General features: G+C 42.5%; 14 protein-coding genes. 10 read left to right on the forward strand and 4 right to left on the reverse strand.

From position 1 onward, the window contains the following. Positions 1–59 precede the first annotated feature (59 nt). Together miaA and H6679_04920 are read right to left on the reverse strand one after the other, a co-directional pair. Positions 60–1,067 carry a tRNA (adenosine(37)-N6)-dimethylallyltransferase MiaA gene (miaA, locus tag H6679_04915; GenBank protein ID MCB9493588.1) on the reverse strand — a complete coding sequence of 336 codons (1,008 nt, stop codon included), beginning with the start codon at positions 1,065–1,067 and terminating at the stop codon, positions 60–62. 19 nt (positions 1,068–1,086) lie between these two features. Continuing rightward, entirely contained in the window at positions 1,087–1,647 is a 561-nt protein-coding gene (locus H6679_04920; protein ID MCB9493589.1) for a hypothetical protein, read from the reverse strand. Positions 1,648–1,973: 326 nt separating this feature from the next. On the opposite strand from H6679_04920, the gene H6679_04925 reads away from it, so the two are divergent. The 9 genes from H6679_04925 (at position 1,974) to H6679_04965 (ending at position 13,577) form a co-directional block, all read left to right on the forward strand. Next, the gene (locus H6679_04925; protein MCB9493590.1) at positions 1,974–3,371 is read left to right on the forward strand and encodes a hypothetical protein; all 1,398 of its coding nucleotides are present in this window, start codon (positions 1,974–1,976) and stop codon (positions 3,369–3,371) included. A gap of 557 nt (positions 3,372–3,928) precedes the next feature. Next, positions 3,929–5,842, forward strand: coding sequence for a molecular chaperone DnaK (dnaK, locus tag H6679_04930; GenBank protein ID MCB9493591.1), 1,914 nt, complete (start codon positions 3,929–3,931; stop codon positions 5,840–5,842). A 210-nt stretch (positions 5,843–6,052) separates the two neighbouring features. Beyond that, the gene (locus H6679_04935; GenBank protein MCB9493592.1) at positions 6,053–6,682 is read left to right on the forward strand and encodes a hypothetical protein; all 630 of its coding nucleotides are present in this window, start codon (positions 6,053–6,055) and stop codon (positions 6,680–6,682) included. Positions 6,683–6,793: 111 nt separating this feature from the next. Continuing rightward, positions 6,794–8,005 (forward strand): efflux RND transporter periplasmic adaptor subunit, encoded by a 1,212-nt coding sequence (locus tag H6679_04940; protein ID MCB9493593.1) that lies wholly within the window; start codon positions 6,794–6,796, stop codon positions 8,003–8,005. Between the two features lie 2 nt (positions 8,006–8,007). After that, entirely contained in the window at positions 8,008–9,231 is a 1,224-nt protein-coding gene (locus H6679_04945; protein MCB9493594.1) for an ABC transporter permease, read from the forward strand. A gap of 103 nt (positions 9,232–9,334) precedes the next feature. Continuing rightward, positions 9,335–10,555 carry an efflux RND transporter periplasmic adaptor subunit gene (locus H6679_04950; GenBank protein MCB9493595.1) on the forward strand — a complete coding sequence of 407 codons (1,221 nt, stop codon included), beginning with the start codon at positions 9,335–9,337 and terminating at the stop codon, positions 10,553–10,555. A 7-nt stretch (positions 10,556–10,562) separates the two neighbouring features. After that, positions 10,563–11,381, forward strand: a complete 819-nt coding sequence (locus tag H6679_04955; protein ID MCB9493596.1) for an ABC transporter ATP-binding protein — start codon at positions 10,563–10,565, stop codon at positions 11,379–11,381. Beyond that, positions 11,378–12,589 carry an ABC transporter permease gene (locus tag H6679_04960; GenBank protein ID MCB9493597.1) on the forward strand — a complete coding sequence of 404 codons (1,212 nt, stop codon included), beginning with the start codon at positions 11,378–11,380 and terminating at the stop codon, positions 12,587–12,589. The genes H6679_04955 and H6679_04960 overlap by 4 nt, the downstream gene beginning before the upstream one ends. A 97-nt stretch (positions 12,590–12,686) precedes the next feature. Further along, positions 12,687–13,577, forward strand: coding sequence for a hypothetical protein (locus H6679_04965; GenBank protein MCB9493598.1), 891 nt, complete (start codon positions 12,687–12,689; stop codon positions 13,575–13,577). Positions 13,578–13,705: 128 nt separating this feature from the next. On the opposite strand, the gene H6679_04970 is transcribed toward H6679_04965, so the two are convergent. Continuing rightward, positions 13,706–14,116: a nucleotidyltransferase substrate binding protein gene (locus H6679_04970; GenBank protein ID MCB9493599.1), complete on the reverse strand. Its 411-nt coding sequence runs from the start codon at positions 14,114–14,116 to the stop codon at positions 13,706–13,708. Beyond that, entirely contained in the window at positions 14,109–14,417 is a 309-nt protein-coding gene (locus H6679_04975) for a nucleotidyltransferase domain-containing protein (protein MCB9493600.1), read from the reverse strand. Before H6679_04975 ends, H6679_04970 begins: the two co-directional genes overlap by 8 nt. 190 nt (positions 14,418–14,607) lie before the next feature. On the opposite strand from H6679_04975, the gene H6679_04980 reads away from it, so the two are divergent. Further along, positions 14,608–16,785: a hypothetical protein gene (locus H6679_04980; GenBank protein ID MCB9493601.1), complete on the forward strand. Its 2,178-nt coding sequence runs from the start codon at positions 14,608–14,610 to the stop codon at positions 16,783–16,785. The last annotated feature ends 11 nt before the right edge of the window (positions 16,786–16,796 follow it).

Consider the following 16,796-nt stretch of genomic DNA (forward strand, 5'->3'; position numbering starts at 1 on the left):
TTTCAACGAGGGACAATGTGGTAACATGGCAAGCCAACGAAAAACAACCCGGCCAAAATTCAAAACAATTCACTATTATCACGAACCTGCAGGTCATATTTATTAATATACCCCTCAATATCATCAACCATGGCGCTTATCCATAAATCACCCGATATAGATAGCCTGCTAATAATCGTATCATGATCACCTTTGCCAGATAGACCCTCCAGGAGATCATCTTCAAATTTATCCCAAAATATTCTTTGTCTTTTTGCATATTGCCATGTTTTTTCAAAAATTGTTTTACTAACCTCATCCAGATTTTCACACAATGTACCTTCGATGAAATCAAGAAGTTGCACATATCCTATAAGCTTTTTTCTCCGGACAAATGCTTCCCACTTTGTACCGCGAATCCCCTCGACCTCCTCAAGCCAACCATGACTAAGCATCTCATCGGTTCTTTGTTTAAGTCGACTTCGTAAATAATCTTTTTCACAACCGAGGTATACAATAAAAGCGTCACACAGGGGATTAAACTGAGGAACAAACTCAGACGGCAAACGACCTGTTTTGCGCCACAACTCTAGCGCCCGATTAATCCGATACACATCATTTGGATGAATCTTTGCTGCGCGACAGGGATCTATATCACGTAATAAATCCCAATTGCCAGATTCATGGACCTCAAGCTTGCAGGGATTTTTTGGACCAACAGAGCCATTTACCTCACCGACATGATGGTGTGGCTCAAAAAAGAGAGCCTTGATATAAAAAAGAGAGCCGCCAACAACAACCGGCACATTCCCGCGACCGTAAATGTCACGTATCAGTACCTTAACGCGATCGCGGTAGGCGGCAACATCAAGGTCTTCGGGTTCATCTAAAACATCAAACAAATGACTCCTAAAAGGCTGCTTTGCCAAATCAGGCTTAGCAGTCCCAACACTCAATGGCTTATAAAATTGGCCAACGTCAGCATTGATGACTTCTATATTATTTAGTCGCTGGGCAATCTTCTCCGATAGCGCTGTTTTTCCCGAACCGGTGGGTCCTGTTATTACAATGATGCGATTATTGAGCATGGCTTATGCGATTCATGGCTTACATATTAACTGATGAGGTATAATCGCCACCCTTGAGGGTTTGCTCCCCTTGGTAAGAAAATTGACGAAATGGGGCACGCAACAATCGAATGACTGCGTCGGAGTCTTTCTTATTCACCGTCTGAATCTCCTGACAAATAAGATCTTCAGCAAGCTGCAGTATGTTCTTTTCCCCAAAAGAAAGCTCCTTGTGTTGTGATATATTCATTAAGTCGCCGTAGATGTCTACTATTTCTAACAAATCACCACCCTGAATCCCATTCTGATACTCTTTGCTGCGCTTGTTCCAGCCACTTGGGGTAAAATCGATAGCGTCAATTTTCTTGTTTTTTGCCGTAGCTAAGTCCTTAAGCGCCTGAGAAACCACATCGGGGGAGCTCAGCCTTCGTATGCCAACATTGTTGGCATTATAGGTAGGAACCAAAATGGTCGTATCACTAAAGAGAAAAGAAAGTTTTAAAAATTGTATTTTGTTACCAGCAACTTCTTTTTCAACAATATCGCTGATCAAGGCAACGCCGTGGCCAGGATATACAACATGCTCATTAAGTTCAAACATTAAACCAATCCCTTTGCGTAAAATTACGAAGGGCACCCCCAGCATAATTCACGAGCATTCCTAAACCCCAAGGTTAGTAACTACTCCTACACTTTCACCTGATATATATGATACCCGAAAAAGTGCAGAGTGCCAACCCCCTCCAACCGCTCCGGCTAGCCCCTCTTTGGTGTCATTTGTAATCATGTTATTATGATACACTATTATAAGCAAAGATAATAATTTTCTTAAATTTATTGCGAAATGACCTTTCCCAATGGCGTAATCTTGATGTATAATGAACTGTTAGTGAGAAAGTTTTTTCGTTTTTTAATAATATAAAGCCTATGAGTAATACGCAAACCATTGATTTGGGCAAGGCCCAGCGCTTCAAATACGGGTTTAAATGGACCCTTGCGGGAAGCATTATGTATGAAGTGGTTAAATCATTTCATATCTTTTTGCTCTTCTCTTATATGACACATGCAAGCTACGGTATCGTCGGAGCTTTATTCTCTCTTATTTACCTTACAACTTACATTGCGGATTTTGGGGCTTCTAACACCATCCCCTCATACGCCTCACTGTTTACGCAAAGTCGTAAAAGTTTTGTGTACACCTTTGTGCATTATTATTTGTTGCCCAATACTCCATTTATCATCCTATGCACAGGGCTGTGTACCTATATTTTTCTTCCCAAGTTCCTATCCACTCAAAGTTCAATGTTTTGGATAGCCCCGTGTATCATCGTACTTGAGACGGTGCGCAGCTTTATGCGTTACTTGCTTCATACAATATTTCTTAACAAGCAGGTGGTCGTCATTGAGTTAACGTTGTTTTTTTTGTATAAAGCATCAATATGGTTTTGCTTCTTTGTTATGGGGTGGACCCTCTCGCTTGAGCTTATATTCTTCCCACATTTCGTTGACTCTCTTTTGTGCGTACTTCTTTTCTCCGTTCTAACAGTTAGATACGTCATACGACTACCAAGCACTGATCTAACAGATCATGATATAGACCAGATTCGTAAGGCGTCAATTTCAAAAACCTATGCTATGCGTATATGCAATTGTATATTAAGGTTTGCACGCCATATGTTCACATCCAATCTTCTTACCCCACTCTTCGCCTACAAGTTTGGCCTTAAGTCTGCTGGCTTCTTCTACCTGTCAAGCTCATTTGCTCACTCATTACAATCAATCATTAGATACTCGGTAGGATTTTCGGGCAATGCGCTTCTTGCAAGTCTTAAGCAAAGCCCCCTAAGCACAAAGAAAGAAGCATTTGGCATGCTATGCCAAAGCATGGTCAATTTGATAGCACCCCCAACCCTGTTTCTTTTAATCAACTATCACCCTATCGTCAGGCTCAGTCAGCGACACGAAGTTACAAGTATTACCGTCTCCCTTTCACTGATATTTTTGCTTATTACCTTCACCGAATTTTTCTTTATGATCTATGAGCAGTTTTATATCGTAGAACAAGAATCCAGCAAGTTTTTGCTTATTAAGCTCATTGAGCTTGGCCTGCTCTACTTTGCTTTCGAAGCAAATCCCTATGCAACGCCCTTCTCTATACTCACTTTCCTCATTGTTATTCGTTGCATTGTTTTTGCAATTATAGCCTCTCATGCATTTTTCCAATGGAGGCTTAAGCCGCGGTTCGTTACCAATACATCGTACATGCTGGTGACGCTTGCATGTTCTCTCTTGTGTCTATTCATCATTTCCTCGATCAGCGTTTAGCAAAGTTTGCTGCATGCACAACAAATAGGTACTTTGCGTTTATCATCGTTCGATAGGTCTGCCTGCAAAGCTTTCAAGCATGTCGTCCGATTGGTTGAGCAAGGCTGCGTACAAGCCCGTCTATTCCCCAGGTCAGCCCACTGTCACACCCTTTCTAATAATCTTCCTTATATAAACACGTAACCAAGCCCATCATGCCTCGTTAAAAAAACTTTCATATCACACCCTCAAGCATCCATCCCGAACCCATAAGCTCCAGAGTAAACGGCATGAGGGGGGAGGTGGAGTGCGCGATCGCGCAAAACAGGCAACGAGTATAGATCAGCCCCCCTATAAACACGGCAGACAAAGCAGCTTTGCACTCACAGTGAGCTGGTTAATTATCAGACACAAATAGTAATTACAGGGTGAGCGCCTCGCAAATCTTGAGTCGATTGCACTAAAATTTTCTTAAGTGCAACTTGACACATCTTCATTAGCCCACTAAACTATTCTTAGTCAAAAATTAGAAGTAAAACTCCCTATCAAAGCCTATTTAAAAGGAACTCGAGGTCATTATGTCAAAAATAATTGGTATCGATTTAGGAACAACTAACTCGGTTGTCTCGTTCATGGAAGGTGGGGACCAAAAGGTCATCCCAAATCAGGAAGGTAACAACACAACTCCGTCCATTGTTGCTTTCACCAAAGATGGGCAACGCCTAGTTGGTTCAGTCGCCAAACGTCAAGCAATCACAAATCCGGAAAATACTATTTTCTCAGCAAAGCGATTCATTGGTAGAAAGTTCTCTTCGCTCACTGAAAAAGAAATTAAAACCATGCCTTACAGGCTGGTAGAGGGCAAGAACGGCGATGTCGCCATCGAAATAAATGGCAAAGCCATGACGCCTCAAGAAATTTCGGCCGCCATCCTACAAAAACTCAAACAAGCGGCAGAAGACTACACTGGACAAAAGATTACCCAAGCAGTGGTAACCGTACCCGCTTACTTTAATGACGCTCAGCGACAAGCAACCAAAGATGCTGGTACAATCGCAGGGCTCGATGTTAAACGAATCATCAATGAGCCAACTGCAGCTGCTCTTGCATACGGTCTAGACAAAAAAAAGAACGAAATGATTGCTGTGTTCGACTTCGGTGGGGGAACATTTGACGTTTCAATCCTTGAAGTTGGTGACGGCGTCGTCGAAGTAAAATCAACCAACGGCGATACCATGCTTGGCGGTGACAACATCGATGAAATCATCATTTCATACTTAGCTGATGAATTTAAAAAAGAACATGGCGTCGACCTGCACAACGACAAAATGGCGCTTCAAAGACTTAAAGAGGCTGCAGAAAAAGCAAAAATAGAACTTTCATCAACAACAGAAACTGAAATCAACTTGCCATACATCACTGCCGATGCGTCGGGACCAAAACACTTGGTCACAAAACTTTCCCGCGCCAAGTTTGAAAACCTATGTGCAGACGTCTTCAAGCGTCTATTCAACCCATGCCAAAAAGCACTCGATGATGCAGGCCTTAAGGCTTCAGACATCCAAGAAGTCATTTTAGTTGGTGGCTCAACCCGTGTGCCAAAAATCCAAGAAATGGTTAAAGACTTTTTTGGTAAAGAACCAAATAAATCAGTTAATCCAGATGAAGTTGTCTCTGTTGGAGCAGCAATTCAAGGTGGTGTTCTGGCTGGTGATGTAACTGACGTACTACTTCTTGACGTTACTCCACTCTCGCTTGGCATCGAAACAATGGGCGGTGTTGCAACAAAGCTGATCGAGCGCAACACAACAATCCCAAGCAAAAAATCACAGGTATTCAGCACGGCAGAAGACAACCAGACAGCTGTCGATATTCACGTGGTTCAGGGTGAGCGCGAATTTGCTAAAGATAACAAAACGCTTGGACGCTTCCGCCTTGATGGCATTCCAACAGCTCCTCGCGGCGTTCCTCAAATCGAAGTAACCTTTGATATTGACGCAAACGGTATTGTTAACGTTTCAGCAAAAGACAAAGGAACTGGCAAAGAGCAACACATCACCATCACCAATTCATCGGGTCTGTCAAAAGATGAAGTTGATCAAATGGTTAAAGATGCACAACTACACGAAGCTGAAGACAAGAAAACCAAAGAGACCATTGAAAAACGCAACCAACTCGACAACACAATCATGCAAACCGAAAAAATGATCAAGGAAAACAAAGATAAGCTTCCAATGGCTGATGTCAGCACCGTTGAGACCGAAATTGAAAATGCTAAAAAAGTGCTCAAAGAACATGAGAACGATGCGGAACAACTCCAAAAAGCAAACGAACAACTAACTCAGGCATCATATAAGCTTGCAGAGCACATTTACAAAGAGCAACAACAAAATCAGCAAGCCCAATCAGATCAAACACACCAAGGCGAACAACAGGAACAAACTAGAGGCAAAGACGACAGTATTGACGCTGAGTTTGAGGAAAAACAATAAACGCCTAAAAATTAACACCTGGACAAAAAAGACCGAGTCTAACGCTCGGTCTTTTTTATTGCTACGAAAAAACACCCAACTTTCCCCCATTCAAACCTCTGACAATCACCCCCCTTCTTTATCAAGATATCCCATTTGACATTAAAATAAAATCGGTATATTCTATTAGAAATGGATACTTACTAACAATGAGTAAGACTGGAGGTTCTAATGAACATATCATCAAAATCGATACTATTTTTTGCATATGCGATCTCGTGCATTGTGACACCAAACTCACTCTGGGCAATGAACCAAAGTGTCCCCAACAATGTAACCATAGACTCGTTAGCGTTAGCAATACCTGCTGTTAGCGAACAAACTCGTGGCGCACAAAAACTACTTCAAAAATTAGTTAACTTTTGCCTTTTGTGTAAAGCAACCAATGATGCATCCCAAAAAGTTTCCAACTCAAAAAAAATTGCTGATCTCATTCTTAACGGAACTATTCTCGCACTCATCTACAAGTCAGAATTTTTCACCGATTCTAACTTTGACGTCATAGAATTTGCCAAACAACAACTCACACACAATAACGAGTTAATAGTTGCACTCTGCACCGTCATTTTTTACATGCACAGTTTTTTGCTCGAACACACCCTAAAGCAGACAATTAAAGACACAAAAATTGAAAAGCTCATCGACAGCTGCCATAAAAAATGCTCCGAGACGCTTGCAAAAATTCCCAACATTAAAGAATTTGTACCAAGCCAACATGACACCAAAATCATGCTTCTCTGCACGCTCATAACCACCATGCTGTCATACTTTCTTAACTACCTCAACCCACAGGGTGCATAAAAAACTGACACATATGGTCCACGCACCAGCTTTTTCACACGATCCCCAAAAAATCATGCTACACTGGTGATAGCTTAAAAAACACCAAAGCCCCCTCTGTTTGGAGCTGTTATGAAAAAAGCAACGTTTATTACCATCACTTTAGCTATTGCTGTCATCACTCTACTGAGCACCTATCTATACAAAAAACATTTCACGCACCCCACCGCCCTACCCTACACAACACAAAAACCAACTCGTAAAACGCTGCAACAAACCGTCACTGCTGCTGGCGTGCTCGAACTCAAAAATGTGATGAAGATAGGAAGCATTCAGCCTGGCTTTGTGCGCGAAATATTGGTCAATGAAAATGATCGTGTAAAAAAAGATCAGCTCCTTGCAATCATAGACACCGGCAAAGAAGACCTCGACTACATCGCCGCCCAACACCGTGTAAAAAAAGCAGCGGCAGAATACGATTACCAACAAAACTTTTTCAGTCGTCAAGAGGCACTTCACAGGGCAGGCCAACTTGCCCAAGACCGCTTTGAACAAATCAGTAAAGACAGAGAGAAGGCCCTTCAAGACCTTTTAACTGAACAAGCGTTAGAAGCTAAAGCAAAAATGGAATTTGATTCTACACGCATTAAAGCCCCTGATGATGGCATCGTCATTGCCATCAACGCAACCAAGGGAATGATAGCCAACGACATTAGCAATATTACCTTATTTGAAATAGCACCAGACACCTTTGCCATGAAAGCAGTCATTGATATTGACGAAAGCGACATAGGCTTAATTCGTCAAGGACAAAGAATTTCATGCACCGTAAACTCATTTCCTGACAAAAAAATTAAATCGATCATAAAACAAATCAGCATTACCCCGCACACTCAAGGTAAAAATGCAGAGCAACAAATAAATTACAAAGCTGAAGCGGACCTACAAAATAATGACCTGCTACTCCGTCCAGGCATGATCGTCAACACCACAATCAACATAAATAAAGTATCAAATACACTGGCCCTCAACGGCTTAGCCCTTCAAATTACGCTTGATCAGATCAAGGCCATTGCAAAAATACTTGATAAAACCCACACCCCACTCAGTAAAGATCAACGTAGACAGTACAAACAAGCACATGCAGGCCAACACATAAAGTCTGTATGGATTTTAGCCAACGATAACTTTACTCAACGAGCCGTCACGCTCGGCATTACCGACGGCTTACATTGGCAAGTTTTACACGGACTCTCTGAGTATGATGATGTCATTATCGACATTGATGAAAAAAATCCAATGGAAAATTTTTATCAAAAAATGTTCGGCTCCGGACTGTCATAACCATGAATAATATTTACCTGATAAAAACAGCTCTCCACACGCTCAACCATCACAAGGGCCGCTCGCTGCTTACCTGCCTTGGTATCATCATTGGCACAGCATCAATTATTGCCATAATGGCCATAGGCAAAGGTGCTGAAGAAAAAATAAAACGAGACATTCTTGCAACCGGATCAAACAGCATTTACATAAGCCCCGGCTCATTTATGGCAGAAGGCAAGGTGTCAGCCAAAACAAAAAGTGTCATCAGAAAACTAAAATCATCTGATACTGCACTCCTGCAAAAAACGGTCCCTGAAATTGCTCATATATCACCCTTCACGTACACCTCACAACAAATTAGCTACTCAGGCAACACGGTCAAATCGCTCCTCAAGGGCTCAAACGAGCATGCCTTAAAAATTAACAACAATAAGATAGAACTCGGTTCATTTTTTCTCAATTACCATGTACAAAAAGGATCCCGCGTCATTGTGCTTGGCTGGCAAGTAGCACGTGATTTATTTGGCATACAAAACCCCGTTGGTAAAACAGTTCAAATTGGCCCACACCACTACACCGTCCTTGGAGTTCTTGCAAAGTCTACTATCGATATGAGCATGAATAACCCAAACTATGAAAGCTTTATGCCCATAAAAACGGTGCAAAAAAACTTTGGTCGGCCAAATTATATCCATGGCATTGCTCTATCGGCAAAAAGCGCTTCACTTATTCCAACAGCAGTAAAAAAAATCAGACAACGGCTACGAACACTACACCGGCTTACCCGTGGCATGCCCGATGACTTCATGATTTACGACCAACTCTCAATGTTGCAAGCAGCACAAAAGTCATCTCACACGCTCTCCTTGCTGTTAATAATTATCGCCCTTATTTCTCTTATTGTCGGCGGCATCGGCATTATGAACATTATGCTCGCCTCAGTCAGCCAACGCACAAAAGAAATCGGCATTCGCATGTCACTGGGTGCAACCTACTCAACCATTTTGTGCCAGTTTCTATACGAGGCGCTCGTACTATGCTTTATTGGTGGAACAATTGGCATTGCACTTGGCTTTAGCATACCCTACCTGGTCAAGCCATTTACCGGCTGGTTAGTTATCCACACACCATCAGCAATCATTATCGCTGCCGCAAGCATGATAAGTGTAGGCGTTGCTTTTGGCTACTATCCAGCACAAAAGGCAGCACGCATGGACCCTGTCAAAGCACTCATCGAACAGTAGCAGCAAAAATTGTACAAAATACTACACACCTTGTTATACTCATCGCTATACTAGAGCGCGTAAATAACAGACACGTGCGCAGAGCAGAGAGAGTGAGAGTGTAATGATAAAAAAAATAGTTTTTTCAATGGTGCTAATCGGTATCATTACCGGTACCATGTACCTCATCTTCAAACCTGAAAAAGAAAAAAAAACATTATTCCATACGCAGCAACCGCAACGACGCAACCTTGTTCAGTATGTAAACTCATCCGGCAACCTTGAGGCTAAAGACCACATCACCATTGGTCCACTCGTACCAGGTATTGTTCAAGAGCTTCTTGTAGATGACAACGACATCGTCAAAAAAGGTCAAGTACTGGCTATTATTGACAATGGAGTCGGCGATTCAGCCATGAACAAAGCAAAGGCTTTTCACGATCAAGCAATAGCACAACTTGAATACCAAAAAGCTTTTTACGAACGGCAAAAAGCACTTTACGAAGCTGGTCAACTCGCAAAAGATCAATTTGATAAATTTACACAGGATTACACGGTCGCCCAGGCTCGTGTTCGAGAAGCGTTTTATGCCTACGAAGTAGAAAAAAAAACCTATGAAAATTTATTTATTAAATCACCCGACGACGGTACTGTTATTGCACGAAAAGTTGACCTCGGGGAAGGTGTCACAGCAATTATTTCAACTACCGTACTCTTCAAGATAGCAACCAACCTTAAAAAAATGGAAGCCCGAATCGACGTTGATGAAGCTGATATTGGCATGATACAAGAGGGCCAAGAGGCCATCTTTTCAGTTGATGCATTTCCCAAAGAAGTCTTTCATGCAAAAGTCGTTCAAATCCAATATCAAGCAAAAATCGTTGAAAACGTTGTTACCTTTGCAACAAAACTCGATGTCGAAAATCCAGACCTTAAGCTCCGTCCTGGCATGACGACGAACGTTGATATTAAAGTTTCCGAGCAAACAAATGCGCTTACTATCCCCAACAAAACACTGCGCATCAACTATTTAACCCTCAAAGATATATGCAAAAAAGAGAATATAACGCTCAAAAAACATAAACATTATGTTGACCATTCAAAACAAATAACCCGCAGCAAAGTAGCCACCGAGCACAAAGACTTCGTCTGGCTTTTTAAAGAGCCAGAAAATACCATTGAGCAAGTTGAGGTTTTACTCGGCATTAATGATGGTCGTTACACACACGTTTTAAAGGGCCTAACTGAAAATGACCACATTATAACACGCATTGACGAAACAAATAATAATGCAAACGTTGTGCTCGACAGAATATTTTCAAAGCCAGGCAGCATAGGCAGATAAAATGAAACTGATCGAAGCAAAAAACCTGCACAAAATATTTACCATAGGCAATAACAAAATTCACGTGCTCAAAGGCGTGGACATCAACATTGAAAAAGGTGAATTTGTTGCAATTACGGGATACTCAGGCTCGGGCAAGTCAACACTTATGCACCTCCTTGGTTGCCTTGATAAGCCCACCGAAGGTGAATATTTACTTGAAGGCGAAAACATTATGAGTGCAACGCGCGATGAGCTTGCACACATAAGAAACAAAAAAATTGGTTTCGTTTTTCAAAAATTCCACCTACTGCCAAACTTAACAGCATTAGACAACGTTGCCCTACCTGCGTTATATGCAAAAACGGGCGAGGTCAAGGCACGCGAAAAAGCGCGAGAAATATTAACCAACGTCGAACTAGCTGATCGCATGGACCATTTTCCCTACCAACTCTCAGGCGGGCAGCAGCAGCGCGTTGCTATTGCGCGTTCTTTGGTAAATGATCCGGCCATTATGTTTGCTGATGAACCTACCGGAAACCTTGATACAGAAACTGGCGAAATAATTCTTGCAATGCTTGAGCTGCTCAATCAAAAAGGCATGACAATCATCATGGTAACGCACGAACCATATATTGCACAAAAGGCCCATCGCATAGTGCATCTCAAAGATGGACAACTATCAGATGGTTCGCTTGAACATGAAAAAAATGAACAACGCAACAGTGCAGCCCAAAACCACATAAACAAAAAGCTCGTCCTTCAAGAAAAAATCAAAGACAAAGAAAGCAAGCAAGGCACAGATGCTCCAACAGACACCGACACAGACAAGGGGGGAAAACAGTGAACATCAACATGCTGGTCACTACAGCGCTACGCTCTCTTGGTCAGCATAAAACCCGCGCACTCCTTACCACGCTCGGCATCATCATTGGTGTCGTCTCCATCATTGCCGTTATGGCAATCGGTCATGGCGCAAAATATCAAGTCACCAAAGAAATTCAAAAACTTGGCCCCAACTTTATCATTGTCTTGGCAACAACGCCCAAAAATATGGCTCAACGAGGTGGCATAAGCTTGAACCTAAAAGATTCTGACTTTGATGCAATACGAGACGAGTGTGACGCAATCTTTCAAATGTCACGCGGGCTTCAAACTAATGAAACTGTTGTCTTTGAAGGACAAAATTGGCAAACCATGATCACTGGCGTCGATGCCAACTATTTTGACATTCGAAACTGGAAGCTTACCAAGGGTGAATATTTTACTGAGCAAGACCTGCGCAGCGCAACCAAAGTTGCGCTGCTAGGCAAAACCGTCGCGAAAGAATTGTTTGGCAACACCAATCCCATTGGCCATGTCATTCGCATAAAAAAACTTCCATTCAAAGTTATTGGCGTTCTTGAAGAAATGGGTAAAACACCAGACGGACGAGATCAAGATGATATGGTCTATGCACCAACTACAACCATTCAACGCAAAGTGATTGGGACAAAAAATTATGCCGCCTTGATCATGAATGCCACCAGCAAAGACCTCGTTAAAGTTGCAAGCAACCAAGTGCGTGCTGTCCTACGCCAACAACACCGCCTCAAACCACAGGACGACGATGATTTCACGCTGTTTACTCAAAATGACATTGCCCAGGCAGCAGATGCAGCGACTGCGGTGCTTAACGTCTTACTCCTCATTATCGCTGCAATTTCACTCGTTGTTGGTGGTATTGGCATTATGAATATTATGCTCGTCTCTGTCACCGAGCGAACACGAGAAATTGGCATCCGCATGGCTCTGGGCGCTACGACCCAAAACATACTGACCCAATTTTTACTTGAGTCAATGGTCATCTGTTTAATAGGCGGTCTGCTCGGCCTGATGCTTGGCGTAAGCGCAGCAAGCATCATTGGTCTTGTTCTCGGCTGGCCAATTTTTGTCTCCACAACATCTGTTGGGTTGTCTGTTTGTTCGTCAGTCATGGTCGGCATCTTTTTTGGATACTATCCTGCCTACAAAGCATCGCAACTCAACCCCGTTGATGCATTATTAGAACGTTAAAAATGAAAGTATTGTTGAAGTATAACGTGTACTACATGCACCATTTTTCTACAGCCACTAATATTTTTTTAACCACAAAACCTCCGAAAGGGTTTTCATGGACACACACAACAAAAACATAACGTGTGTGCTTGCACTGCTGGGCACATTATCGCTTACCGCAGTCAATGCAGCATCCACTAATGCTGACAAGTGGCTGAATCGCGCTGAAGCAGCAACTGCTGGCGCAAAAGGCCTGACAAGCATGATGCACACATACGTCTCTCACGATGACAAGTCGGAAAAATGCTGTCTTGCAACAAGCACCGCAAATGACAGCATGCACCTAGCAAATACCATACTGGCCATAGCCGGTGAGCGAGAAAACATTAAAGGTTGTTGGCGCAAAATACTCGGCAGCTTGTACGATGCATACTCTCTTTCAAACAACCTTATGCGCCTGGTAGAAATATATGGCAATGAAGAAGAGCTCTCCGACGAACAAGAACAAGAAGCAACATCACCAGGCATTGAACCAAACCCAAGCCCTGCACCAGAAGGTGCTTCACCCACAGATACCACAACAACTACCGAAGCGGTAGAACAACCATCAGCTCAACCAGAAGCAAATACTACCCCAGACCAAGCTCAACCCACACAAGAAGATATTCAAAAAATTGTTAAGATGCTTGATCTGTCAGAATTTCCAGATCTTTCTAAAGTAACCTACGATGACTTAGTCGGCTATCTCGAACGTAATGACCAAGAAAAACAACACAAGTATGTTTATGCAGCCTTTGAAGCAGCTGCGGCAGTTATCGCCTCACAAGCACACGGCGATATCAACGCACACGTACGCAATCTTGCAAACGATTTTGAAAATCTAGCACGCCTGCGTTCAAACAAAATCAGATTCTTAGATAAACCCAATGCACGCCAAACAATTAACATGCTTACCCTGGCCAATGGCCTACTCATTCTTTATGACTTACAACAAGCACTGAAATAAGCATAACAAACAAAGACGAGGGCTACCGTTATCATAGTAGCCCTCGTCTTTGTTTAGCAATACAAGCTCTTATGCTAACTCACTCACGGTCCCGAATTCCGAGCAGGAATCAAGAAGTTGTAAGTTCATTACACACGATCTTTAATAACATTCTCTTTCAAAAACTCAAATGTAGAACATAGGTGAGGGTAAAACTTTTTTATTTTCCCATAAATCTCTACCGCCAAATCTTCATCATAAGTATGTGATGTTTGATTGCGCGCATTGGCCATCTCAAGCCACAACGCCTCATCCTTAAGCCAGCCAAGGGCATATGCTTCTTGCATAACCTGACGAGGACTCTTGGCAACCACCTGCTCATCTCTTAAAAGTTTTTGCAAGACCTTCCAGAATAATTCTATACTAAACTCAAAGCGCTGAACTGTTCCATCAATCGCAATGGGATTATCATCAACCGACTCAGCCAATGCCTCCCCCAATCTCTTTAGTGCCTGTTCCAAGCTCTCAACACTATCTCGCCGCCTCGCTTGTTCAGTCATGGCTATTCCTTTCATACAAGATCTTTTTTTCTTCTAGAATATTTTTTTTAAGTTTTTTACTACTTAAGGCATCAAGACGAAGACAATCTATTTTTAATAGTGTATCTGCCTGCTCAATAATTTTAACAACTTCGAGCCAATCATACTCATTTGCCTGAGGGCAAACAATGGCCAAATCTATATCCGAATGCTCATCACTCACACCGCGCGCACGAGAACCAAACAAATATATCGCATCAACAAACGGCAATTGCGTAAGCTTTTTAAAAAATGAATAAGATGTAACAGACTCTTTTTCCATTTTATGCTCCAACTTAAAGGCTAAAGTTAACATTTTTTAATTCTACCTCACGACAAGCAGAAACACAAAAAAAGCCCCATCTGCTCAAAACCACCATTATAGACAGATCATTTGAATTTTACCCCCTACAGTGGTACAATGCCCTCACTTTCAGTAAGTATGAATACGTCTCTACATCAAAGGGCTTTGTATGAATTTTTTTTCCAAAGCAACGATCTATTACCTTGTAAGCACGATTTTGCTGGCACACACCAGCGCCAACGCTAACACTGGCGTACGCGCAGCGTATGGCCTAAGCGCTGCGGCAAGCTGTGCAAGCGAACTGTACTACCAGCACAACATGGATAAAAAAAATCCGTTTGGCCGAAACACCATCTATGCAAAAATCACGGCAGACACATGTGCACTTCTGACCGATATCAGCGCTCTGCTTAAAGCATATGTTGATGACAACGCAGGCAAAAACATTATGACACTGCGTCGTACCGTCTACCTACTCTACGATGCTAAAAATTTATTTGCCGACTTACTCACCATCGATGTCGACGACCTTGACCCAGACCTCATGCCTGAGGATACACGACGCTCAATGCTTGATGGCAAGAAACTGCTTGAACAACTCACCGTCTATGCTTTCCCACCACTACGCGCGAGTCTTCAACTAGCAGATGCCCACACTGCAAACAAAAACGCCTGTACCATTTTGCAAAACTTTGAGTCAGTCACTCGACTGCTCCCACTCTTTTTGCAAAGCAAATATTACTCGCAAGACCGCAAACGCCTCATGCTCTTTTTATTTTTAGAATGCGTTAATCTGCTCTGGGATGTTGCCCGCATCATACAGCAAGAGCCACCACGCCCACCGCAACTCACCCTGTCAACGCTGCAGCAAAAAGTTCTTGATGACCTGTACAAAGACGCATCCCATAAAGATCAACTCAAAAAGCATGCGTCGCTTGACGCAGATTTGCCAACAAAGCTAGAAACACTCGCAGACAACTTTGATCTCATCAAACAAATCAGAGCTGCGGCAACCGATGAGCACACCATTGAAGCGAAAATAACTAATGCTGATCAGCAAGCACTTACCAAAGCGCTCAAAGCAAACACACTCTTTGACAAAAACCAAGAAACACTTGCTCAACACAAAACACATCTGGAATACATCCAAAAGTCACCGCTCTTTAAAGACTTTCTGAAAAATAATGTTGACCAAGATGAAGAAAAATTTACAGAAGAACTTGCAAATCTTATTGACCCAGATCAAGCAGACATCGATGCTCTCAAAACTGCAGCAAACAGTCTCAAAGATGATCTTGAACCTCTTCAGGATGCTGCCACAGCAATCAATGCACACGCAGACCTTGCAGCTACACTCAATACAATTAAGACTGCACTCGAAGATACTGGTGGTAGCGATGGGGGTGGAGACTCAGATGATGATGATGGCAGCGACACTGAGCATAGACCTCTCAATGAAAGGCTGCTTGATTATCAACGCTGGAAAGCTGAAGTAGAAAACAAGCAAAGAACTGGCCAACCCCTTAAAGCAACAGACGTACTTGATTTACACTTTGCTACTCAAGCAACACGGCAAGGTCTTGATGAATCTGCAGTTAAAAAACTTGAAGAACAATATTTCAATACATGGCTAAGTACACTCTCGAAAATTAACAATGTACAACAATCACCTGACGCAGAAAAAGAAGCGATTGAAACCCTTCCTGTACCAGTACAAGCTGTCGCCGCTGCAGAACGATTTATAGACGCACCAAGCAACGCAAGCAAAGAAGATGAAACCGCTCGATATCAATACTACAAGAGCAAGATGGGTGAAAATAAAGTTGCCGTTGTTGACACAATAACAAAGCGTTTAAAATATCTTATCTCCAAAACCCCAAGCCACAAGCGAACTGCAACTCGAAAACTGTGGGTCGAAAAACTAGCAGAACTCAAAACTAAACTCAATGATAACTCTGCAGATGATCAAACAGTCGCAGATCTGGTCTATGATGCATTGGTCAGCTTAATGCAGCCACTTCTCCGTACTGGCGGCTTTTTGGGAGGGGGGTGGTTCACTGGTGGAAACAACATTTTCGAGGAAGAAATTGAACTAGCAAGACTTATCCCAGAAAGTAAGCTACAGAAAAAAATAACCGACCTTCTTTTTCGTCTCTATACAGGGCAAGGATCAAAAACGGGCTATGCAAGTATCAACACCAATACCAGCAAGGTCGACCAACTCATCGATCTTGTTCCCAACTCCAGGGCAAAAGACAGTGATACTAAAACACAGCGCGCAGCAGTCCAAGAAGCCTGGAACAACATAAAAGCTGGCAAAAATCCTGATGGTACAGACAGAACATAACACCACGCACC

The organism is Campylobacterota bacterium, assembly GCA_020633995.1.
GTDB lineage: Bacteria > Babelota > Babeliae > Babelales > RVW-14 > JACKCO01.

What these genes read in the sequence shown, in the direction of transcription:
- miaA (MCB9493588.1), bottom strand. Translation starts at nt 1,067, where the DNA reads ATGCTCAATAATCGCATCATTGTAATAACAGGACCCACCGGTTCGGGA.
- H6679_04920 (MCB9493589.1), bottom strand. Translation starts at nt 1,647, where the DNA reads ATGTTTGAACTTAATGAGCATGTTGTATATCCTGGCCACGGCGTTGCC.
- H6679_04925 (MCB9493590.1), top strand. Translation starts at nt 1,974, where the DNA reads ATGAGTAATACGCAAACCATTGATTTGGGCAAGGCCCAGCGCTTCAAA.
- dnaK (MCB9493591.1), top strand. Translation starts at nt 3,929, where the DNA reads ATGTCAAAAATAATTGGTATCGATTTAGGAACAACTAACTCGGTTGTC.
- H6679_04935 (MCB9493592.1), top strand. Translation starts at nt 6,053, where the DNA reads ATGAACATATCATCAAAATCGATACTATTTTTTGCATATGCGATCTCG.
- H6679_04940 (MCB9493593.1), top strand. Translation starts at nt 6,794, where the DNA reads ATGAAAAAAGCAACGTTTATTACCATCACTTTAGCTATTGCTGTCATC.
- H6679_04945 (MCB9493594.1), top strand. Translation starts at nt 8,008, where the DNA reads ATGAATAATATTTACCTGATAAAAACAGCTCTCCACACGCTCAACCAT.
- H6679_04950 (MCB9493595.1), top strand. Translation starts at nt 9,335, where the DNA reads ATGATAAAAAAAATAGTTTTTTCAATGGTGCTAATCGGTATCATTACC.
- H6679_04965 (MCB9493598.1), top strand. Translation starts at nt 12,687, where the DNA reads ATGGACACACACAACAAAAACATAACGTGTGTGCTTGCACTGCTGGGC.
- H6679_04970 (MCB9493599.1), bottom strand. Translation starts at nt 14,116, where the DNA reads ATGACTGAACAAGCGAGGCGGCGAGATAGTGTTGAGAGCTTGGAACAG.
- H6679_04975 (MCB9493600.1), bottom strand. Translation starts at nt 14,417, where the DNA reads ATGGAAAAAGAGTCTGTTACATCTTATTCATTTTTTAAAAAGCTTACG.
- H6679_04980 (MCB9493601.1), top strand. Translation starts at nt 14,608, where the DNA reads ATGAATTTTTTTTCCAAAGCAACGATCTATTACCTTGTAAGCACGATT.